Here is a 21,168-nt window from a genome sequence, read left to right as displayed (position 1 = left end):
CGACCGTCCAGTCCCACGCACGGACGAGGGCCGGGAGCAGCGCTCCCAGCCCTCGTCGAACGCAGTCCTCGTGACGTGCTGACCTCAGACCATCATCGGCCGGTCGTTCGGCTTGATCGGACGCGGCAGCGGGCTGTGCCCACCGGTCAGGTACGCATCGACACCCGCGGCGGCCGAGCGGCCCTCCGCGATGGCCCACACGATGAGCGACTGGCCACGGCCCGCGTCGCCGGCGACGAACACGCCCGGCACCGACGACATGAAGTCCTTGTCGCGCACGACGTTGCCGCGCTCGTCGAGGTCGACACCGAGCTGCTCGACGAGACCCTCGCGCTGCGGGCCGGTGAAGCCCATCGCGAAGAGCACCAGCTGGGCAGGCAGCACCTTCTCCGAGCCCGGCACCTCCTCGAAGCGACCGTCCTGCATCTCGACCTCGACGATGCGCAGGCCCGAGACGTTGCCGTCGTCGTCGCCGACGAACTCCTTGGTGGAGACGGCGTACACGCGGTCGCCGCCCTCCTCGTGCGCCGACGCCACCCGGTAGGTCATCGGGTAGGTGGGCCACGGCTGGTTCTCCGGGCGGTCCTCCCCCGGCTGCGGCATGATCTCCAGGCTGGTGACGGATCGCGCACCCTGACGGATCGAGGTCCCGAGGCAGTCGGCGCCGGTGTCGCCGCCACCGATGATGACGACGTCCTTGTCGGTGGCGAGGATCTGCTCCGACCCGTCCGTCGTCGGCTCGGCACCCAGCGCGGCCCGGTTGGCCTGCGGCAGGAAGTCCATGGCCTGGTGGATGCCACCGAGCTCACGGCCCGGGGCGGGCAGGTCGCGACGGACCGTGGAGCCGATGGCGAGGACGACGGCGTCGTAGCGGTCGCGCAGCTGGCTGCCCGTGAGCGTGTCGCCCACCTGGACACCGCTGCGGAACACGGTGCCCTCGCGCTGCATCTGCTCGATGCGTCGGTCGACGTGGACCTTCTCCATCTTGAACTCGGGGATGCCGTACCGCAGCAGTCCGCCGGGCTTGTCGTCGCGCTCGTACACGGCCACCGTGTGACCGGCCCGCGTGAGCTGCTGGGCCACGGCGAGACCAGCCGGGCCCGACCCGACGACCGCGACGGTCTTGCCGGTCAGGTACTCCGGGGGCTCGGGACGCACGTTGCGCCACTCCCACGCCCGGTCGATGATCGAGACCTCGACGTTCTTGATGGTGACGGGCTCGCGGTTGATGCCGACGACGCAGGCCGTCTCGCACGGCGCGGGGCACAGCCGACCGGTGAACTCGGGGAAGTTGTTGGTCGCGTGCAGCCGGTCGATCGCCTCGATCCAGTCGTCGCGCCACACCAGGTCGTTCCACTCCGGGATCAGGTTGCCCAGCGGGCAGCCCTGGTGGCAGAACGGGATGCCACAGTCCATGCAGCGCCCGGCCTGCTCGGAGATGATCGGGAGCAACGCCTTGCCGGGCCCACCGGGGTAGACCTCGTTCCAGTCGTTGACCCGCTCGTCCACGGGACGACGGGGTGCCACCTCTCGGGCGGTCGTGATGAAACCTCGGGGATCAGCCACGTGCGGCCACCTCCATCATGCGTGCGGTCGTGTCGTCCTCGGACAGGCCCTCGGCCTCGGCCTCGGCCTTGGCGTCGAGCACCTTGCGGTAGTTGACGGGCATGACCTCGGTGAAGCGTGCGAGCGACTGCTCCCACGCGCCCAGCAGCTGCTCGGCCACGGCCGAGCCGGTCTCCTCGTGGTGCTTGGCGACCAGGGTCCTGAGCGACTCGGCCGCCTCGGACCCCGTCTCGACCGGGTTGAGCTCGACCATGTCGGGGTTGACCAGCGAGTGGTCGAGGTCCAGGACGTAGGCCTGTCCCCCGCTCATGCCGGCAGCGACGTTGCGGCCCGTGGGGCCGAGAATCACCACCGTGCCGCCGGTCATGTACTCGAGCGCGTGGTCCCCCACGCCCTCGACGACGGCCCGCGCACCGGAGTTGCGCACGCAGAAGCGCTCGCCGACCTTGCCTCGCAGGTAGATCTCACCACTGGTGGCACCGAAGCCGATCACGTTGCCGGCCACGATCTGGGCCTCGGCCGCGAACCGGGCGTCCCGCGGCGGGCGCACGATGATGCGACCGCCGGAGAGACCCTTGCCCACGTAGTCGTTGCCGTCGCCCTCGAGGCGCAGCGTGATGCCGTGCGGCACGAAGGCGCCGAACGACTGGCCGGCCGACCCGAGGAAGGTCAGGTCGATGGTGTTCTCCGGCAGGCCCTCGCCGCGGTAGCGCTTGGTCAGCTCGTGGCCGAGCATCGTGCCGACCGTGCGGTTGACGTTGCGGATCGCGAGCTGCGCCCGCACCGGCTCCCCACGCTCCAGCGCGTCGGCCGAGAGCCTGATCAGCTCGGCGTCGAGCGCGACGTCGAGACCGTGGTCCTGGACCGTGGTGTTGCGCAGCGAGGCACCCTCGGGCAGCGCAGGCACGTAGAGGATCGGCGACAGGTCGAGGCTGGCGGCCTTCCAGTGGTCGACGGCCTTCTTGACGTCGAGCACCTCGGCGTGGCCGACGGCCTCGTCGATCGAGCGGAAGCCGAGCTCGGCGAGGTACTCGCGGACCTCCTGCGCCAGGAACTCGAAGAAGTTCACCACGTACTCGGCCTTGCCCGAGTACTTCTCGCGCAGCTGACGGTTCTGCGTGGCCACGCCCACCGGGCAGGTGTCCAGGTGGCAGACCCGCATCATGATGCAGCCGCTCACCACGAGCGGAGCCGTGGCGAAGCCGAACTCCTCGGCACCGAGGAGCGCCGCGACGACGACGTCGCGCCCGGTCTTGAGCTGGCCGTCGCACTGCACGACGATGCGGTCCCGCAGCCCGTTGACCAGCAGCGTCTGCTGCGTCTCGGCCAGGCCGAGCTCCCACGGACCGCCGGCGTGCTTGAGCGACGTCAGCGGGGACGCGCCCGTGCCGCCGTCGTGGCCGGAGATCAGCACGACGTCGGCCTTCGCCTTCGAGACGCCGGCCGCCACCGTGCCGACACCGACCTCGGAGACCAGCTTGACGTGCACGCGGGCCGACGGGTTGGCGTTCTTGAGGTCGTGGATGAGCTGCTTGAGGTCCTCGATCGAGTAGATGTCGTGGTGCGGCGGCGGCGAGATGAGACCGACGCCGGGCGTGGAGTGCCGCGTCTTGGCCACCCACGGGTACACCTTCGGGCCGGGCAGCTGGCCACCCTCGCCGGGCTTGGCACCCTGGGCCATCTTGATCTGGATGTCGTCGGCGTTGGAGAGGTACTCGCTCGTGACGCCGAAGCGGCCGGACGCGACCTGCTTGATCGAGGACCGACGCTCGGGGTCGTAGAGACGCTCGGGGTCCTCGCCGCCCTCACCGGTGTTGGACTTGCCGCCCAGTCGGTTCATGGCGACGGCGAGCGTCTCGTGCGCCTCCTGGCTGATGGAGCCGTAGCTCATGGCCCCGGTCGAGAACCGCTTGACGATCTCGCTGACCGGCTCGACCTCGTCGATCGGCACCGGCGGACGCTCGCCCTCCTTGAAGGTGAACAGGCCACGCAGCGTCATGAGCCGCTCGGACTGGTCGTCGACGCGCTGCGTGTACTTCTTGAAGATGTCGTAGCGGCCCGACCGGGTGGAGTGCTGGAGACGGAAGACCGTCTCGGGGTCGAACAGGTGCTCCGGGCCCTCGCGGCGCCACTGGTACTCGCCGCCGACCTCGAGGAAGCGCCGGCGGCCGACGATGCCCTGGGACGGGTAGGCACGGGCGTGCCGCGACGCGACCTCGGCGGCGATGACGTCGAGCCCGACGCCGCCGAGCTTGCTCGACGTGCCGGTGAAGTAGGCGTCGACGACCTCGTGGGACAGGCCGACGCACTCGAAGATCTGCGCGCCGGTGTAGGAGGCGACGGTGGAGACGCCGATCTTGCTCATGACCTTCAGCACGCCCTTGCCGAGGCCGTAGGCCACGTTGCGCAGCGCCTGCTGGGGCTCGACGTCGCGCACGAAGTTGCCCTCGCGCGCCAGGTCCTCGGCCGACTCCAGCGCGAGGTACGGGTTGACCGCCGTGGCGCCGTAGCCGATGAGCAGGGCGACGTGGTGGACCTCGCGGACGTCGCCGGCCTCGACCAGCAGGCCGGCCTGCGACCGCAGCTTCTCGCGGACCATGTGGTGGTGCACGGCCGCGGTGAGCAGCAACGACGGGATGGGGGCGCGCTCGGAGTCGGAGTGCCGGTCCGAGAGCACGATGATGCGCGCACCGTCGGCGACGGCCCGCGACACGTCGGCGCAGATCTCGTCGATCTTGGCCGCGAGCGCCTCGCCGCCGCCGTTGACGTCGTACAGCCCGCGCACCACGTGCACGCTGAACCCCGGCATGTCGCCGTCCTTGTTCATGTGCCGGATCTTGGCGAGCTCGTCGTTGTCGATGACCGGGAACGGCAGCTGCAGCATGCGGCAGGAGGCCGGGCTCGGCTCGAGCAGGTTCGCCTCCGGTCCCATGGTGCCGGCGAGCGACGTGACGACCTCCTCGCGGATGGCGTCGAGCGGCGGGTTGGTCACCTGCGCGAACAGCTGGCTGAAGTAGTCGAACAACATCCGCGGGCGGTCCGAGATCGCGGCGATGGGCGTGTCGGTGCCCATCGAGCCGATCGCCTCGGCGCCGGTCCGGGCCAGCGGCGCGAGCAGGATCCGCAGGTCCTCCTCGCTGTAGCCGAAGACCTGCTGGCGACGGGTGACCGACGCGTGCGTGTGGATGATGTGCTCGAGGTCGGGCAGGTCCTCGAACCGGACCAGCCCGGAGTAGAGCCACTCGTCGTAGGGGTGCTCGCCGGCGAGCCGGTTCTTGATCTCCTCGTCCTCGACGACGCGGTGCTCGTCGAGGTCGAGCAGGAACATCTTGCCGGGCTCGAGCCGGCCCTTGCGGGTGATGGTCGCGGGGTCGAGGTCGAGCACGCCCGCCTCGGACGCGAGCACGACGAGACCGTCGTCGGTGATCCAGAACCGACCGGGGCGCAGGCCGTTGCGGTCCAGCACGGCACCGATCTGCGTGCCGTCGGTGAAGCAGACGCACGCCGGACCGTCCCAGGGCTCCATGATCGAGGAGTGGAACTCGTAGAAGGCCCGCCGGGCCGGGTCCATGACGTCGTTGTTCTCCCAGGCCTCGGGGATCATCATCATCACGGCGTGCGGGAGCTCGCGGCCACCGAGGTGCAGCAGCTCGAGCACCTCGTCGAGCGAGGCCGTGTCGCTGCCCTCGGGGTCGCAGATCGGGTACAGCCGGCTGAGGTCGCCGGGGATCAGCTCGCTCTCGAGCGTCGCCTCACGGGCCCGCATCCAGTTGCGGTTGCCACGTGCGGTGTTGATCTCGCCGTTGTGCGCGACGAACCGGAACGGGTGGGCGAGCGGCCAGCTGGGGAACGTGTTGGTGGAGAACCGGCTGTGCACGATCGCGAGCGCCGACTCCATGCGCTCGTCGAGCAGGTCGGGGAAGAACTCGTCGAGCTGCTCGGTGGTGAGCATGCCCTTGTAGACGAGGGTGCGCGACGACAGCGTCGGGAAGTAGACGCCGGTCTCGTGCTCGGCACGCTTGCGCAGGCAGTACGCGAACCGGTCCAGCTCGATGCCCTCGCGCGACCGATCGGTGGACTCCACGTAGAGCAGCTCGAACGACGGCATCGCGCCGAACGCCATGGACCCGAGGATCTCGGGCTTGACGGGCACGGGACGCCAGCCGAGGACGGTCAGCGCCTCCTCGGCAGCGATCGCCTCGACCCGCTGCTTCGCCTCGGCGGCGGCCTCGGGCTCGGTCGGCAGGAACGCCAGGCCCACCGCGTAGTGGCCGGCCTCCGGCAGCGTGAACCCCTGCTCCTGCGCGACCGCCCGGACGAACCGGTCGGGCACCTGCATGAGGATGCCGGCACCGTCGCCGGTGTTCTCCTCGGCGCCCACCGCGCCGCGGTGGTCGAGGTTGCGCAGCGCGGTCAGGCCGTGCTTGACGATCTCGTTGCTCGGGATCCCCGAGAGCGTGGCGACGAAGGCGACGCCGCAGGCGTCACGCTCGTGCATCGGGTCGTAGAGGCCCTGTGCGGCAGGCAGTGCCGAGAACTTGGGGGCCGAGAACGTGGGGGCCGAGAACGTCGGGCCGACCGTGCCGGGCTGCTGGAGCTCAGGAGGAATGGATGCGCTCACCGAGAGGTCCCTTCTCGCGTCATCATGGATGGGTGCTGGACCACCGATGCGGTGGCCCGACCGTGGGACGACGTTGGCCCAGGACAGCATCGTCACTGTACAGGCACGACGACCCGGGAGCGAGCAGGGCCGACCGGTCCCGCGTCACCCGAGCTGGGTCCCCACCGCCTCGCCGATGAGGTAGGTGATGCCGGCCGCGGCTCCGCCGAGCACGAGCTGCCGCAGCCCGCCGTACCACCAGGCGCGGCTCGTCACCCTCGTGACGATCGCGCCGCAGCCGAACAGCGCCAGCAGCGACACGACGATGGTCGGGACCGACGAGCTCGCCCCCAGCACGAGCGGCAGGAGCGGGATCAGGGCCCCGACGGTGAAGGCCCCGAACGACGACATGGCCGCGACCATCGGCGAGGGCAGCACGTCGGCGTCGATGCCCATCTCCTCCGCGGCGTGCACGGCGACCGCGTGGTCCAGGTCGAGGTGCACCTGCCGGGCCACCTCTCGCGCGGTGGTCTCGTCGACACCCTTGGCCATGAAGGTGGCCGCCAGCTCGGCCTCCTCGGCCGGGCCGTTGCGCACGATCTCGTCGCGCTCCACCGCGAGCTGGGCCTGGGCCAGCTCGCGCTGGCTCGCGACGGACGTGTACTCACCGGCCGCCATCGAGAACGCGCCGGCGGCCAGGCCCGCCAGGCCGGCGATGATCACCGGGGCGCGCTCGGTGCTGCCTCCGGTGACGCCCATGATGAGCGCGAAGTTCGACACGAGGCCGTCCATGGCCCCGAAGACGGCGGGCCTCAGCCACCCGCCGTTGACGTCCGGGTGCTCGTGGGAGACCGCGCCCGGGTCCGGCAGCGGTTCAGGGGTGCTCATGGGACGAAACCTACGCCTGCACCCGGTGCGAACCGGAGCGGCTAGGCGGCGTCTGCGGCGGTGCGGCCGCGGCGACGCGCCAGGAGGAAGTACGCCAGTGCACCCACGAACACGATGACCGAGGTGAACACGTTCAGCCGGACGCCGAGGAACTCGTTCGCGGTGTCGATCCGCAGCTGCTCGATCCAGAACCGGCCGGCGGTGTAGAGCATCACGTAGAGCGCGAACGCCCGACCGCCCGTGAGGCGGACCCGACGGTCGATCGCGACGATGAGCGCCGCGGCGGCGAGGTTCCAGATCATCTCGTACAGGAAGGTGGGGTGGAACGTCGCGAACTGCTCGTACCCGTCGGGGCGGTTCTGCGGCGCGATCTCGAGCGCCCACGGCACGTCGGTGGGACGGCCGAAGAGCTCGGAGTTGAAGTAGTTGCCGATGCGACCGACGGCCTGGGCCACGAGGAGCCCCGGCGCGAGCGCGTCGGCCACGGCCAGGAACGACAGGTCGTAGCGGCGACAGGCGATCCACACGCCGAGCGCACCACCGGCGATGGCACCCCAGATGCCGAGGCCGCCGTTCCAGATGTAGAGCGCCTCGATCGCTCGGCGCCCCTCGCCGAAGTACAGCTCGGGGTCGGTGACGACGTGGTAGATCCGCGCGCCGACGATGCCGAACGGGATGGCCCAGATCGCGATGTCGCTGATGGCACCCTCGCGCCCGCCGCGGGCCTGGAGGCGGCGTTCGCCGATCCAGATCGCGAGCAGGGCGCCGACGATGATGCCCAGGGCGTAGGCGCGCAGCGGGAAGGGTCCGACCTCCCACACGCCGGTCGACGGGCTGGGGATGGAGGTCGCGAGGCCCGCGACGGACGACACGGTCATCGGACGACTCCTGCCCGCAACTCACGGGCCAGCTCGCCGACGGCGGCGACCCCGCTCTCGGCGTCGGGCGCGTCGAGCAGCAGCCGCACGAAAGCCGAGCCGACGATGACCGCGTCGGCGTACTGGGCGATCTCGTGGGCCTGGGCGCCGTTGCTGACGCCCAGACCGACGCCCACCGGCTTGTCGGTGACCTTGCGCAGACGCGCGACGAGCTCGGGGGCCAGCGAGCTGGTCTCCTGACGCTGACCCGTGACCCCCATGACGGCGGTCGCGTAGATGAAGCCGCTCGCCGCGTCGGCGGTCATCGCGAGCCGCGCGTCGGTCGAGGACGGCGCCACGAGGTACGTGCGGTCCAGCCCGTGCTCGCGCGACGCCGCCTCCCACTCGGCGGCCTCGTCGGGGATGAGGTCGGGCGTGATCAGCCCGGCTCCCCCGGCTGCGGCGAGGTCGGCGGCGAAGCGGTCGACGCCGTACCGCTCGACCGGGTTCCAGTAGGTCATGACGACCGTGGGGGCGCCGGTCCCGGCGACACGTCGCACGACGTCGAAGGCCTGGCTCGTGCGGAACCCGTTCGCGAGCGCGGTCTCGGCCGCGGCCTGGATGGTGGGGCCGTCCATGACGGGGTCGCTGTACGGCAGGCCGATCTCGACGAGGTCGCACCCGCCCTCGACCATCGCCGTCAGCGCGGCGACCGACGTGTCCACGTCGGGGAAGCCGGCGGGAAGGTACCCCACGAGGGCGGCGCGGTCGTCGGCACGCGTGCGCTCGAACAGGGCGTCGATCCCGCTCACTCCTCCACGCCTTCCTCGAGCACGACCGGGCCGTCCAGGAGGCCGAAGTACTCGGCGGCGGTGTGCACGTCCTTGTCGCCGCGGCCCGAGAGGTTGACCAGGATGGTGGCGTCCGGTCCGAGCTCCTTCGCCAGCGTCACCGCACCGGCGAGGGCGTGGGCGGTCTCGATCGCCGGGATGATGCCCTCGGTCTTGCAGAGCAGGTCGAAGGCGGACATGGCCTCGGCGTCGGTGGCGGGCACGTACCGGGCGCGGCCGATGGACGCGAGGTAGGAGTGCTCCGGCCCCACGCCCGGGTAGTCGAGCCCGGCCGAGATGGAGTGCGACTCCATGGTCTGGCCGTCTTCGTCCTGCAGCAGGTAGGAGCGGGCGCCGTGCAGCACGCCGACGTCGCCGGCGGTGATGGGCGACGCGTGCCGGCCCGTCTCGTAGCCGTCGCCACCGGCCTCGACGCCCAGCAGCTGGACGTCGGGGTCGTCGATGAACGCCGTGAAGAGGCCGATGGCGTTGGACCCGCCACCCACGCAGGCCACGGCCGCGTCGGGCAGCCGGCCGGTCAGCTCGAGGACCTGGCGACGGGCCTCGTCACCGATGCCGCGGGTCAGGTCGCGCACCATCGATGGGAACGGGTGCGGGCCCGCGGCGGTGCCGAACAGGTAGGACGTGTGGTCGACGCTGGCCACCCAGTCGCGCAGGGCCTCGTTGATCGCGTCCTTCAGGGTGCGACTGCCGGTGGTGACCGGCACGACCTCGGCGCCGAGCATCTTCATCCGTGCGACGTTGAGCGCCTGGCGCTCGGTGTCGACCTCGCCCATGTAGACGGTGCAGTCGAGGTCGAGGTAGGCGCACGCAGTGGCCGACGCCACGCCGTGCTGACCGGCGCCGGTCTCGGCGATGGCTCGCGGCTTGCCGATCCGCTTGGCCAGGAGAGCCTGCCCGAGGACGTTGCGGATCTTGTGCGCACCGGTGTGGTTGAGGTCCTCGCGCTTGAGCAGCACCCGTGCGCCGACGGCCTCGGAGAACCGGCTCGCCTCGTAGAGGGGGCTGGGCACGTTCGCGTACTCGCGGAACATCCGGTCGAGCTCGCCGATGAACGCGGGGTCGGCCTGCGCGTCGGCCCAGGCCTCGGCCAGCTCGTCGAGGGGCGCGACGAGCGCCTCGGGCATGAAGCGACCGCCGAAGCGGCCGAAGTGGCCGGTGGCGTCCGGCTGTACGTAGGTCATGAGGTCCTTCTCTGGCGTGGCTGCGCGGTGGGTGACGGTGGGGTCGCGGCGACCGTCACCATCGCCGCAGTGGCGTCGTGACCACGTCAGGACCTCTGCTGCAGGGCGGGGTGGGCGCCGGCGGCCACGAGGTCGGCGACCGTGGCCCGCGGGTCGTCGCCCCGTACGAGGGTCTCGCCGACCAGCACCACGTGGGCACCGGCGCGGGCGTACTCGAGCACGTCGTGCGGACCGCGCACGCCGGACTCGGCGACCCGGACCACACCGTCGGGGATCCGTGGGGCCAGACGTTCGAAGGTGTCGCGCTTGACCTCGAGCGTCTTGAGGTCGCGCGCGTTGACGCCGACGAGCTGCGCTCCGGCGTCGAGCGCCCGCTCGACCTCCTCCTCGTCGTGGACCTCCACGAGAGGCGTGAGGCCGATGGACCGGGCGCGCTCGACGAGGCTCACGAGGGCCTCCTGGTCGAGCGCCGCGACGATGAGCAGGGCCATGTCGGCACCGGCGGCGCGGGCCTCCCACAGCTCGTAGGAGGTCGTCATGAAGTCCTTGCGCAGCAGCGGCACGTCGACCTGGGCACGCACCGCGCGCAGGTCGTCGAGGCTGCCGTCGAAGCGGCGCTGCTCGGTGAGCACGCTGATGGCGGCCGCTCCGCCGGCGGCGTAGTCGCAGGCGAGCGCGGCGGGGTCCTTGATCGCGGCGAGCGCGCCCTTGCTCGGGCTGGAGCGCTTGACCTCGGCGATGACGCTCACGCCGTCGGCCCGGAACGCCGGCATCGGGTCGAGCGCCGGGGGCTGGCGCAGCGCCTGCTCCTTGAGCTGGTCGAGCGAGCACGTGGCCTGACGTGCGGCGCGGTCGGCCGCGACGCCCTCGAGGATGTCGTCGAGCACGGTCATGGCCACCTCCTCGTCGTCGGCACTTCTCCTGCCCTCCAGGGTAGACCGCACCGACCCCGCGGGTCGGTCAGGGTCCGAGCACTCCCCCTGCAGGGGTCCACCGCACGAGGGTGAAGACCACGACGACCACGCCCACGACGAGGAGCAACGTCGACGAGACACCCGTCGACGTGGTGGTGGCGCCGGGGCCCGAGACGCGGGCCGGCCCCCTCCCGGCGGCTCGGACGGCCCACCGCGTCCAGGCGACCGCCGCGAGGAGCACCAGCCCGACCGCGAGCGCGTTCTGGGCCAGCGCCGCACCCACGTCGCCGTGGAGCAGGTCGTGCGTGGCACGCAGCCCACCGCACCCCGCGCAGGGCAGACCCGTCGCTGCGAGGAACGGACAGGCGCCGAAGGCGCCCGGGACGTGCGGGTCCCGCACCGCCACCACCCCCAGCACGACTGCTCCGGCCAGGCCACCCCACAGGGGGCCCGACCGGAGCAGGTCGCGTGCCGGCGTCACGAGGAACCGGGTCTCGCCGCGGAGATCAGACCTTCTTGAAGTAGGCGTTGGACTCCGGTCGGAACAGCAGGAAGACGGTGGCGATCGTCAGCAGGGTGCTGATGATCGACAGGACCAGCAGCAGCGCAGGCTGGTTGCCCAGGCCCATCAGGCCGAAGAGCACGCCGATGACGCCCAGCACGGTGTAGACGATGCGCGCCCAGTTGGCGCCCTTGCCGATGAAGTAGGCGAACATCGCGGCGAGGGCGACGCCGATGACGACGCCGATGACGAGACTGATCATCACGCCGGCGCGAGCGGCGTCGCGGTCCAGGGTCGTTCCGGAACCGGCGCTCTCGATGGCCTGGTCCACCAGGTCGTCGATCATCGTGAAGGTCAGGACGGTCGAGATCAGGCTGAGGCCGACGCTGACCCAGATCAGCTTGACGGCGTTCTGCACCGACGCCGGGGCCGGACCCTTGGCGTTGGGACGGTACTCGGGCTCGGGGCTTGCGGGGAACGGCTCCATGGGTCCTCTTCCGGTCGGGCCGGGTGTCGCCCCGGCTCGTGTCCATCCAAGCGTGGACTGGGCAGAACGTCCAACGTCCGGCCGCGCGGCGTGTCCCGACGTCAGCGACGCACGGGGTAGGTGTTGATCGCCTTGTCGTGCACGGTCTGCTTGCGCCCGTCCCACAGGGGCCAGAGCAGGTCGACGAGCAGGCCGATGAAGGTCCACTGCAGCAGACCGGCGACGAGCCACCGGAAGAATCCCTCGAGGGCGCCGACCGGTGCGCCGTCACGTCCGACGACGTGCACGCCCACCAGCTGCTTGCCGAGGCTCTGTCCGCGGTACCCGACCCTCAGACCTCGGTTCCACAGGTCGAACCCGAGGTACAGGACGAACCCGAGCCCGACGACCACGAGTCCCCACGGGTTGGTGTTCGTGAACTCGTCGGTGACCTCGTCGTAGTCGGCGTCGACGAAGAGCAGCACGAACCCGCCGACGATCGGCACGATCGACAGCGCCAGCACGATGAGTCCGTCGACGAACGACGCGAGCACGCGGATCCACCACCCCGCGGGCTCCTCCGGGACCGAGCGGTCCGCCTGGCCAGGGAAGGCCGGCGCGCCAGGCTGGACGCCCGCACGGACGTCCGGCTGCGCGGGCGGCGACCAGGGCGTGCCGTGCGTCGGGCCGGCACCGCCGGGCTGCTGCTCCCCCGGGTAGCTCGGGTAACGGGGCCCCTGGGGCACGTCGGGGCTCATGGGAGCGTCAGTCGGTCGTCGCGCGGTGCTCGTCGACGCCGTGCGGCCGGTCACCGTGGCCGGGTGCGCGCTCGGCGCCCAGACCCATGCGCGACATGATCAGGCCGATCGGACCCGCGGCGACCGCGAGCACGACACCGATCGTGAAGGGCACCCAGTGCGGCTCGGGGATCAGAGCGATCCCGCCGATGGTGAAGCCTGCGAGGCAGACCAGGACGGCGGTCCAGGACGCGGGCGACGATCCGTGCGACATGCAGCTCTCTCTCCTGCGAGGGGGACGACGGGCGACAGCCTACCGGGGCGCATCGGCGTCGGCCGGTGCGCCCCGGAGGGCGTCGCTCAGGACGGCTGCGACCGTGCGAGCACCGAGGACGCGGGAGCGGGCGCCAGGACGGCGGCGCTGCGGGGGCGGCCGGAGTGACGCGCGATCAGGTCCATCACGTCGCGGCGGCCGAGCTGCTTGCCGATGCCGAGGACCCCGAAGATCGTCGCGGCCAGGATCACGACGTCGAGCTTCGCCTGGTAGCCGTTGAGGCAGGCGCGGCAGTAGGCCGCCTCCAGCTCGAGGCGCTCGCCGTCGGTGAGCGCCTCGCGGCCGACGAGCTGGGCCGGGCCGGTCAGGCCGGCACGCGTCAGGAACCGGTCGGAGACCTGCGGGTACTCCTCGCGGAGGCAGTCGATGACGTTCTGCGGCAGCGGACGGTTGCCCACCACGCTCATGTCGCCGCGCAGGACGTGCCAGAGCTGCGGCAGCTCGGTGAGCGCGAAGCGCTCCACGAAGCGACCGATCCGGGTGTAGAGCGGTGAGTCGGCCGGGATGTTGAGGAAGCGGGTGTCGGACGCGACCGGCACGGTCTCACGGTTCACGAGCTTGTCGGCGTTGCGCACCATCGTGCGGAACTTGGTCAGCAGCACGACCTCGTCGACGCTCACCCGGCGGCGTGACCGGTAGAACACCGGGCGCCCCTCCGACACGAGGACGGCCAGGGCCACCGTGAGGACGACCGGGACCCAGACGACGGCTCCGGCCACGGTCAGCAGCAGGTCGAGCGAACGCTTCTTCCACATCAGGAGGTCTCCTTGGTGCCGACAAGCTCGAGGGGTGGGTCGATCCGCCCGGGCAGAGCGCCCGAGACGACGAGTGAGAGGGACCGCACGAGCAGCCACAGACGGGCGTCCAGGCCCACGACGCGGCGACGCCCGGCTCGCGCTGCCCGGTCCTGCAGGCATCGCTCGACGCGGACCGCGAGGCCGGAGAAACCGGCGTGGAGGCGGTGCCAAGGACGGGTGCGCTCGCCGCCGGCGACGAGACGTCCCGGGTAGAGGACGTCGAGGCGCGCGGCGGGGTGCTCGGCGACGAGCGCCACGAGTGCCTGCTCCACCAGGGACTTGAAGCCCCCGTAGTAGCGCCGGTCGGGCGTGGGTGCCAGCGCCACGACGGAGGACACGAGGACGAGCCGGACCGGACGACCGGCCGCCGCGTCCAGCACCCGGCGCAGGAAGGCGAGGTCGCGCTCCGTCGCCGCGGTGTCACCCACGAGGTCCACCGGACCCGGGTGCACCGGTCCGAGCGCGCAGACCGCGACGTCCACGGACTCGACGTCACGGAGCAGCGTGGCGAGCTCGTCGCCGGCCACGTCGACCACGTCGGCGCCGGCGGCCCGCAGGGTCGCCGCGTCGGTCGCGCCGCGCGAGACGGAGAGCACCGGCCCGCCGTGCCGGTCGGCCAGCTCACGGCCCGTGCGGGTCAACGGTCCGACGACGACCAGCGGCACGCCGGTGGGCCGCGACACGTCACGCACCCCGACGTCGAGACCGGTGACGGCCCGCGTCGCGGCACTCATCGCGCGCTCCGCAGCAGCACGGACTCGAAGCGGTCGGCGCACGAGGCCAGGGAGAACTCCTGCTCGGCGAGGTCGCGAGCCTCGGCACCGACCTCGTCGCGGCGTCCGGGCTCGGCCAGGAGCTGGTCGACCCACGCGGCCGCCGCCGGGAGCGAGGCGGTGTCGGGCCGGCCGACGTGCCCGCCGGCCCGGCGCACCAGCCCGGAGGCGGCGTTCTCCTCGGGCATCAGTCCCACGACGGGACGACCGGCGCACAGGTAGGACAGCGTCTTGGACGGGACGGAGAACGCACCCGCCTGCTGGTCGAGGAGGACCACGAGCACGTCACCGCTGGCCAACACCTCCGGGAGCCGGTCGTAGGGCTGGAACGGCAGCAGCGTGAGCGGGACGTCGAGCGCGGCGGCCTCGGCCTGCAGGACCGGGACGGCGGGCCCCTCGTTCACGACGACCAGCCGGACCTCGCGGCCGCGCTCGCGCACCGCGGCGGTGAGCTGGACCAGCAGCGCGGGGTCGTGCTTGAGCCCGAGGGTCCCGGAGTACAGGATCGTGTCGACGTCGTCGAGCTCGTTCTCGACCGCCCAGTCGTTCTTGCGCGGACAGGGCACGATCTCGTCGAGCGGGGCCCAGTTCGCGATGACCGTGACCTTGTCGGCCGTGCCCCATCCCGCGTGCACGGGCACGAAGGACTCGGCGATGACGACGATCTCGCGGGCGCGGCGCGACGTCCACCGCTCGGCGACCTCGAAGCCCACCGCCACCGCACGGAAGGAGCGTGAGAGCTTCGCGCCGGCGAAGGACCGCACCGCCACGGAGTACACGTCCTGGTGCCAGAGCACCCACGGCTGGCGCAGCACGAGCATCGCGGCCGCGAAGACCACCAGGGTCGGGATCTGGACGTTGGACATGAGGGCGACGTCGGGACGGACGCGTCGGACGTGGCGGACCAGCTCGAACCCCAGCCTCAGCTCGAGGAGCAGACGCTGGACGAAGCGGCTCTTGTCGAACACGATGCCGTCGCCCACGGTCTCGAAGGTGATCGACTCACCCTCCGCGGACTCGAGTCGACCCTTCCCCGAGACGTAGGCGTTGCAGGTGGAGTGGGTGACGTCGTGGCCACGCCGCGCGAGCTCCCGGCTCAGCTGGGCCTGGAAGGGATGCCCGCTGAAGTCGTGCACGAGTACGCGCATCGGACCTCCAACCGTCGTCACCGCTCGTCGGTGTCGAAGATCTCAACGACGGGTGCACCCGGGAGTTACGAGTCCTCCAGGTGAATTCAGGACTCTCGTCCCGCATGGCTCAGAGCGTGGGGTCGCGTCCCTCGTCGAGCGCCTTCCACGGGTCGTCGTCGACGCGTGAGCGCGACGGCGCGTCGTACCGGCCGCTCATGGCGGGCCACGACCTGCCGTGCCGGACGGTCACGGCACCGAGGCCGGTCGCGAGCAGGAACCCCGCGGCCGCGACGTAGGACCACGACGACCTCGAGACGGCTCCGAGGTCCTGGCCCGTGAAGGCCGGGGACTGCTCGGCGGCCGAGGACAACGACGCGTCGACGTCGGCCGCCGAGACCAGGCACACGGCAGCACCGCCGAGTCCGAGCACGACGACGAAGAGACCGACGACGAGCCGCCCGCGCCCGCGGGTCGCGAGCACGGCGAGCGCCGCCGTGACCACGACGACGGCCAGGGCGGCGGCCAGCGGGGCGACGTCGCGGCCCGTGACCACGATCGTGTCGGGCGGCAGGCCCGTCGGGGCCAGCCGGGTGCTGGCCCAGGTGCGGCCGAGTGCCAGCCAGGTGACTCCACCCACCGCCAGCAGGCCGAGCACCACCGGCGCGTACAGACGCCGTCCGGACGCAGCCGTCACAGCAACCGGTCCGCGTCGAAGCAGGTGGTCGCGCCGGTGTGGCAGGCCGGCCCCTCCTGCTCGACCACGACCAGCAGCGTGTCGCCGTCGCAGTCGAGCCGCACCTCGCGCACGGCCTGGGTGTGGCCGGACGTCTCGCCCTTGACCCAGTACTCCTGGCGGCTGCGGCTCCAGTAGGTCCCCCGGCCGGTCGTGAGCGTGCGGTGCAGCGCCTCGTCGTCCATCCACCCGACCATGAGGACGTCGCGCGTGCCGGCGTCCTGCACCACGGCGGGGACCAGCCCCGCGGGATCGCGCTTGAGCCGGGCGGCCACGGCTGGGTCGAGTGAGGTCACGGTGCCATCCTCCCAGAGGTCACTCGGCCGCCGGCACGATCCCGAGCGAGGCCTGCGCCACCCAGCTGGCGTGCAGCCGGGCGTACACGCCCCCGGCGTCGACCAGCTCGTCGTGCGACCCGTCCTCGACGAGGCGGCCCGCGTCGAACACCAGCACGCGGTCGGCGTTCTCCGCCGTGCTGAGCCGGTGCGCGATCGTGACGCTCGTGCGTCCCTCGAGCAGGGTCTCCAGCGCACGCGTGGCACGCAGCTCGGTCTGCGGGTCGACCGCACTCGTGGCCTCGTCGAGCACGAGGAAGTCGGGGTCGGCCAGGGCCGAGCGCACCAGCGCGACGAGCTGGCGCTCCCCCGCCGACAGCGACTCGCCCCTCTGCCCCACGCGTGTGTCCAACCCGTGCGGCAGCCCCGCGAACCAGTCGGTGAGGCCGAGGTCGTCGACCGCGGCGACGAGCTCGACGTCCGTCGCGTCGTCGCGCCCGTACAGCAGGTTCTCGCGCAACGTCGCGTCGAACAGGAAGCCCTCCTGGGGGACCATGAGCACGTGGCGCCGCAGCTCGTCGAAGGAGACCCGCGCGATGTCGGTGTCGCCGAGCCGCACCGTCCCGCGCACCGGGTCCATGAGGCGGGTGAGCAGCTTGGCGAAGGTCGTCTTGCCCGAGCCCGTCTCGCCCACCACCGCCACGCGCTGGCGCGGCTGGATCGTGACGTCGACGTCGCTGAGCACCTCCGGGCCGTCGGGGTAGGCGAACGCGACGTGCTCGAACCGGGCGCCGAGCACCTCGTCGGGCAGACCGACCCCGTCGGGACCGGGGTCGACCACGTCGGCCGGGGTGTCGAGCAGCTCGATGACCCGCCGCCACGAGGCGATGGCGTTCTGCGCCTCGGTCAGGACCTGCGTGGCCATCTGCGCGGGCCCCACGAGCAGACCGACGAGGAACGCGAACGCGATGACGGTCCCCATCGACAGGCCACCGGCCACGCCGAGGACCACTCCGACGGCCACGGCACCGGCGTTCGCGAGCCCGCCCACGAGGCCGGCGGAGGCGAACGTGACCGCCACGAGCTTCTGGGCGCGGACGTTGGCGTCGAGGTTGCGCTGGATGCCCGCGTCGACCCTGGCCTGCGTGCGGTCCTCGATGGCGTGCGCCTTGACCACGGAGGCACCGACGACCGGCTCGGCCACGACGGCGAGCATCTCGCCGACGGTCCGGCGCACGGTGTCGTAGGCGCGGCTCAGCCGTGCGGCGAAGTACTTCAGGCTGGCCGCGAGCGGGAGGAAGCACAGCCAGACGACGAGGGTCAGCTGCCAGGAGTAGAACGCCATGATGACCGTCGCGACGAGCATCTGGCCGAGGCTGATGACGATCATGATGCCGGTGAACTGCAGGAACAGGGACACCTGGTCGATGTCGGACGTCACCCGCGAGACGAGGACGCCCCGGCGCTCGGCGTTCTGCGTGAGCATCGAGAGGTCGTGCACGTGGCGGAACGCCGTGACACGCAGCTCGGCGAGGCCGCGCTCGCTCGCCACGAACAGGCGCACGCGCATCCAGTAGGCGACGACCGCCGTCAGCAGGACGAGCACGAGCGCGCCGAGCAGGTAGGGACCGATGGCGGACAGGGTCGTCTCTCCCCCGTCACCCAGCCCCGAGTCCACCGTGCGCTGGATGACCACGGGCACCACCGAGCCGCCCACCGTGCTCAGCACGGCGAGCAGCAGCGTGAGTCCCAGGCCGTCCTTGATGGCCGGCGACAGCGCGAGGCCGCGGCGCACGATCTCGCGACCGGACGCCCGGACGGTGGTGACGCCCGGCAGGCTCACCTCGGTGCTCGTGGCGGTCATGCCTGTGCCTCCCTCGCCTGGTCGTACGCGTCGACGAGGTCGCGGTAGACCGCCGACCCCGCCATGAGCTCGGCGTGGGTGCCACGCTCGGCCACCCGTCCGCCGTCGAGCAGCACGACCTCGTCGGCCAGGGCGATGGTGGCCTTGCGGTACGCCACGACGAGGACCGTCGGCCCGCCCCCGTCGGCCGTGCGATCGGCCAGGGCGCGCAGGATGCGCTGCTCGACCTCGGGGTCCACGGCGCTCGTGGCGTCGTCCATGACCAGCAGCCGGGGCCGCCGCACGAGGGCGCGCGCCAGGGCGAGGCGTTGGCGCTGCCCGCCGGACAGGGTGGTCCCGCGCTCACCGAGCTGAGTGTCGAGCCCCGCGGGCAGGCGGGCGACGAAGCCGTCGGCCTGGACGGTCCGCAGCGCCTCCCAGACGTCGGCGTCGTCGACGTCGGCCCCGAGCGTGACGTTCTCACGGACGGAGTCGTCGAACAGGAAGGTGGTCTGCGGGACCACGGCGACCGCGTCGGCCAGGGCCCGGTGGGTGAGGCCCGCGACGTCGTGACCGTCGAGCTCGACCGTGCCGGAGCGCGGGTCGACGAGGCGCGAGAGCAGGGTCGTGAGGGTGCTCTTGCCGCTGCCGGTGGCACCGACGAGGGCCGTGACGGACCCCCGCGGCACGTGCAGCTCGACGCCGTCGAGGACGTCGTCGCCCTCGCCCGACTGCACGGCGTCGTCGAACTGGTAGGAGACTCCCCGCAGGTCGAGGTCGACCGCACCTGCGCCCGGCAGGGTGGCGGAGCCGTAGGTCATGGACCCCGACGCCTGCAGCACGCTCTCGACACGGTCCCAGCCGACGACGCTGCGGGGCAGCTCGCCGAGCACCCAGCCGATGGCACGCACCGGGAAGGCGACCACGGTGAACAGGTAGGCCACCTGCACGACGTCGCCGGGCTCGGCGGCACCGCTGGCCACGCGGCCGACGCCCAGGACGATCACGGCGAGGATGCCGAGGTTCGGCAGGGCCTCCAGCAACGGGTCGAAGATGCTGCGGATCTTCCCGACCTCGATGTTGGCGTCGCGCAGCTCCTCGGTGGACCGGGCGAAGCGGGCGGTCTCGTCGGCCTCGCGACCGAGCGACTTCACCACCAGCGCGCCGTCGAAGGACTCGTGGGCCACGGCGCTCAGGTCGCCGCGCAGGGCCTGGGCGTGCGCGACCTTGGGCGAGAGCCAGCGCTGGTAGAACACGTTGATGCCGAACAGGGCCGGGAACACCACGAGGCCCACGAGCGTGAGCACCCAGTCGGCCTCGAGCATCGCCACGAGAGCGGCTGCGAGCATGGCGATGACGCCGACCGCCATCGGCAGCGGCATGAAGACCGCCCACGTGGCCTCGACGTCGGCGTTGGCGTTGGAGAGCAGCTGGCCGGTGGGGTGGCGGTGGTGCCACGACATCGGGAGGGCGAGGTACTGACGGGTGACCTTGCGGCGGTAGGTGGCGACCAGGCGGTAGTAGACGATGCCGCCGATGAGCCGCCGCGCGATGACGCCGAGCGCCCGCAGCACGGCCACGCCGAGGAACAGGGCGATCGAGGTCCAGAGGGCGCCCTGCAGCACCTCGCCCTGCTCGAAAGACGGCCGGATGACGTTGTCGGTCGCCCACCCGAGCACCCAGGCGTCGGCGACGGTCATCGCGCCGAAGAGCACGCTGCCCACGACCGAGATCGCGAACAGCGCCTTCTGCTCGCCGATGCCGCGTCCGAGCAGGCCGAATCCGCGGCGCATGATCCGGTCGGGCTGGGCCGATCCGAGCTGGCCCGATCCTGTCGGTACCGCCTCGGTCCGGGCTGCCCCGGTCTGGGCTGCGTCGCCCTCGACCGCCTCGGCCTGGGCCGGCCTGGGGGCGCTACCTGACACGGTGTCCCGCTGCTCGCAAGGTCTCTTTCACCTGTCCGATGGTCAGCTCGCCGAAGTGGAACACACTCGCGGCGAGCACGGCGTCGGCACCGGCCTCGACCGCAGGAGCGAAGTGCTCGAGCCGTCCGGCGCCACCACTGGCGATCAGTGGCACCTGTGTAACGCCGCGGACCGCCCGAATCATTTCCAGGTCGAAGCCCTGCTTCGTCCCGTCGGCGTCCATCGAGTTGAGCAGCACCTCGCCGACGCCCAGCTCGTCGGCTCGGCGGACCCACTCCACGGCGTCGATCCCGGCGCTTCGCCGGCCGCCGTGCGTGGTGACCTCGAACCCGCTGGGCTGGGCGCCCTCGCCCGACGTCGGGGCACGTCGCGCGTCGACGCTGAGGACGAGCACCTGGTTGCCGAACCGCTGGGCGATCTCGGCGATCACCTCGGGTCGCGCGATGGCCGCGGTGTTGATGCCGACCTTGTCGGCGCCCGCGCGCAGCAGCCGGTCGACGTCGTCGACGGTGCGCACTCCCCCGCCGACGGTGAGCGGGATGAAGACCTGCTCGGCCGTGCTGCTCACGATGTCGAACGTGGTCGCGCGGTCCCCGCTGGAGGCCGTGATGTCGAGGAAGGTGAGCTCGTCGGCGCCCTCGGCGTCGTAGACCCGTGCCATCTCGACCGGGTCGCCCGCATCGACCAGGTCGACGAAGTTGACGCCCTTCACGACGCGCCCCGCGTCGACGTCGAGGCAGGGGATGACACGCACGGCGAGACTCACCCGCCGAGCCTATCGGCGCCCCCGTCT

General features: G+C 71.8%; 19 protein-coding genes. All 19 read right to left on the bottom strand.

Features of this window, described 5'->3' with window-relative positions:
- Nucleotides 1-84 precede the first annotated feature (84 nt).
- The 19 genes from ASF35_RS09485 to hisF all read right to left on the bottom strand — a co-directional run bounded on the left by ASF35_RS09485 (nt 85) and on the right by hisF (nt 21,141).
- Nucleotides 85-1,566: a glutamate synthase subunit beta gene (locus ASF35_RS09485; RefSeq protein ID WP_055965855.1), complete on the bottom strand. Its 1,482-nt coding sequence runs from the start codon at nt 1,564-1,566 to the stop codon at nt 85-87.
- Nucleotides 1,559-6,064: a glutamate synthase large subunit gene (gene gltB / locus ASF35_RS09480; RefSeq protein WP_055966503.1), complete on the bottom strand. Its 4,506-nt coding sequence runs from the start codon at nt 6,062-6,064 to the stop codon at nt 1,559-1,561. The genes ASF35_RS09485 and gltB overlap by 8 nt, the downstream gene beginning before the upstream one ends.
- A gap of 267 nt (nt 6,065-6,331) precedes the next feature.
- Nucleotides 6,332-7,054 (bottom strand): VIT1/CCC1 transporter family protein, encoded by a 723-nt coding sequence (locus tag ASF35_RS09475; protein ID WP_055965853.1) that lies wholly within the window; start codon nt 7,052-7,054, stop codon nt 6,332-6,334.
- A 41-nt stretch (nt 7,055-7,095) separates the two neighbouring features.
- Nucleotides 7,096-7,932 (bottom strand): prolipoprotein diacylglyceryl transferase, encoded by an 837-nt coding sequence (gene lgt / locus ASF35_RS09470; RefSeq protein WP_055965851.1) that lies wholly within the window; start codon nt 7,930-7,932, stop codon nt 7,096-7,098.
- A complete protein-coding gene (trpA, locus tag ASF35_RS09465) occupies nt 7,929-8,723 on the bottom strand; it encodes a tryptophan synthase subunit alpha (protein ID WP_055965848.1) in 795 nt (264 codons plus the stop codon). Before trpA ends, lgt begins: the two co-directional genes overlap by 4 nt.
- Complete coding sequence (trpB, locus tag ASF35_RS09460; RefSeq protein ID WP_055965846.1) at nt 8,720-9,946, bottom strand: tryptophan synthase subunit beta; 1,227 nt, start codon at nt 9,944-9,946, stop codon at nt 8,720-8,722. The genes trpA and trpB overlap by 4 nt, the downstream gene beginning before the upstream one ends.
- A gap of 86 nt (nt 9,947-10,032) precedes the next feature.
- The gene (gene trpC / locus ASF35_RS09455) at nt 10,033-10,839 is read right to left on the bottom strand and encodes an indole-3-glycerol phosphate synthase TrpC (RefSeq protein ID WP_055965843.1); all 807 of its coding nucleotides are present in this window, start codon (nt 10,837-10,839) and stop codon (nt 10,033-10,035) included.
- 67 nt (nt 10,840-10,906) lie between these two features.
- Nucleotides 10,907-11,341, bottom strand: coding sequence for a DUF2752 domain-containing protein (locus tag ASF35_RS09450; protein ID WP_055965841.1), 435 nt, complete (start codon nt 11,339-11,341; stop codon nt 10,907-10,909).
- Between the two features lie 25 nt (nt 11,342-11,366).
- Nucleotides 11,367-11,849 carry a hypothetical protein gene (locus ASF35_RS09445; protein ID WP_055965839.1) on the bottom strand — a complete coding sequence of 161 codons (483 nt, stop codon included), beginning with the start codon at nt 11,847-11,849 and terminating at the stop codon, nt 11,367-11,369.
- Nucleotides 11,850-11,950: 101 nt separating this feature from the next.
- Entirely contained in the window at nt 11,951-12,586 is a 636-nt protein-coding gene (locus tag ASF35_RS09440; protein WP_055965836.1) for an RDD family protein, read from the bottom strand.
- Between the two features lie 7 nt (nt 12,587-12,593).
- Nucleotides 12,594-12,839 carry an HGxxPAAW family protein gene (locus ASF35_RS09435; RefSeq protein WP_055965834.1) on the bottom strand — a complete coding sequence of 82 codons (246 nt, stop codon included), beginning with the start codon at nt 12,837-12,839 and terminating at the stop codon, nt 12,594-12,596.
- 86 nt (nt 12,840-12,925) lie between these two features.
- Entirely contained in the window at nt 12,926-13,654 is a 729-nt protein-coding gene (locus tag ASF35_RS09430) for a sugar transferase (RefSeq protein WP_055965832.1), read from the bottom strand.
- Nucleotides 13,654-14,430, bottom strand: coding sequence for a hypothetical protein (locus ASF35_RS18225; protein ID WP_055965830.1), 777 nt, complete (start codon nt 14,428-14,430; stop codon nt 13,654-13,656). Before ASF35_RS18225 ends, ASF35_RS09430 begins: the two co-directional genes overlap by 1 nt.
- A complete protein-coding gene (locus ASF35_RS09420) occupies nt 14,427-15,617 on the bottom strand; it encodes a glycosyltransferase family 4 protein (protein ID WP_055965828.1) in 1,191 nt (396 codons plus the stop codon). Before ASF35_RS09420 ends, ASF35_RS18225 begins: the two co-directional genes overlap by 4 nt.
- A 109-nt stretch (nt 15,618-15,726) precedes the next feature.
- Entirely contained in the window at nt 15,727-16,293 is a 567-nt protein-coding gene (locus ASF35_RS09415; RefSeq protein WP_055965825.1) for a Trp biosynthesis-associated membrane protein, read from the bottom strand.
- On the bottom strand, nt 16,290-16,628 hold the full coding sequence (gene hisI / locus ASF35_RS09410; protein ID WP_055965823.1) for a phosphoribosyl-AMP cyclohydrolase: 339 nt from the start codon (nt 16,626-16,628) through the stop codon (nt 16,290-16,292). The genes ASF35_RS09415 and hisI overlap by 4 nt, the downstream gene beginning before the upstream one ends.
- 19 nt (nt 16,629-16,647) lie before the next feature.
- Nucleotides 16,648-18,471 (bottom strand): ABC transporter ATP-binding protein, encoded by a 1,824-nt coding sequence (locus ASF35_RS09405; RefSeq protein ID WP_055965821.1) that lies wholly within the window; start codon nt 18,469-18,471, stop codon nt 16,648-16,650.
- Nucleotides 18,468-20,375 carry an ABC transporter ATP-binding protein gene (locus ASF35_RS09400; RefSeq protein WP_369796999.1) on the bottom strand — a complete coding sequence of 636 codons (1,908 nt, stop codon included), beginning with the start codon at nt 20,373-20,375 and terminating at the stop codon, nt 18,468-18,470. Before ASF35_RS09400 ends, ASF35_RS09405 begins: the two co-directional genes overlap by 4 nt.
- Nucleotides 20,365-21,141 carry an imidazole glycerol phosphate synthase subunit HisF gene (hisF, locus tag ASF35_RS09395; RefSeq protein ID WP_055965817.1) on the bottom strand — a complete coding sequence of 259 codons (777 nt, stop codon included), beginning with the start codon at nt 21,139-21,141 and terminating at the stop codon, nt 20,365-20,367. The genes ASF35_RS09400 and hisF overlap by 11 nt, the downstream gene beginning before the upstream one ends.
- Between the last annotated feature and the right edge of the window lie 27 nt (nt 21,142-21,168).

Source organism: Aeromicrobium sp. Leaf291, from assembly GCF_001423365.1.
Taxonomy (GTDB): Bacteria; Actinomycetota; Actinomycetes; order Propionibacteriales; family Nocardioidaceae; genus Aeromicrobium.
The sequence above is the reverse complement of the archived record's forward strand: the minus strand, read 5'-3'. Positions and strand labels throughout refer to the sequence as shown.

Coding starts and splice junctions, on each gene's coding strand:
- gltB (WP_055966503.1), bottom strand. CDS start 6,064: ATGCACGAGCGTGACGCCTGCGGCGTCGCCTTCGTCGCCACGCTCTCG.
- ASF35_RS09475 (WP_055965853.1), bottom strand. CDS start 7,054: ATGAGCACCCCTGAACCGCTGCCGGACCCGGGCGCGGTCTCCCACGAG.
- lgt (WP_055965851.1), bottom strand. CDS start 7,932: ATGACCGTGTCGTCCGTCGCGGGCCTCGCGACCTCCATCCCCAGCCCG.
- trpB (WP_055965846.1), bottom strand. CDS start 9,946: ATGACCTACGTACAGCCGGACGCCACCGGCCACTTCGGCCGCTTCGGC.
- trpC (WP_055965843.1), bottom strand. CDS start 10,839: ATGACCGTGCTCGACGACATCCTCGAGGGCGTCGCGGCCGACCGCGCC.
- ASF35_RS09445 (WP_055965839.1), bottom strand. CDS start 11,849: ATGGAGCCGTTCCCCGCAAGCCCCGAGCCCGAGTACCGTCCCAACGCC.
- ASF35_RS09440 (WP_055965836.1), bottom strand. CDS start 12,586: ATGAGCCCCGACGTGCCCCAGGGGCCCCGTTACCCGAGCTACCCGGGG.
- ASF35_RS09435 (WP_055965834.1), bottom strand. CDS start 12,839: ATGTCGCACGGATCGTCGCCCGCGTCCTGGACCGCCGTCCTGGTCTGC.
- ASF35_RS09430 (WP_055965832.1), bottom strand. CDS start 13,654: ATGTGGAAGAAGCGTTCGCTCGACCTGCTGCTGACCGTGGCCGGAGCC.
- ASF35_RS18225 (WP_055965830.1), bottom strand. CDS start 14,430: ATGAGTGCCGCGACGCGGGCCGTCACCGGTCTCGACGTCGGGGTGCGT.
- ASF35_RS09420 (WP_055965828.1), bottom strand. CDS start 15,617: ATGCGCGTACTCGTGCACGACTTCAGCGGGCATCCCTTCCAGGCCCAG.
- ASF35_RS09405 (WP_055965821.1), bottom strand. CDS start 18,471: ATGACCGCCACGAGCACCGAGGTGAGCCTGCCGGGCGTCACCACCGTC.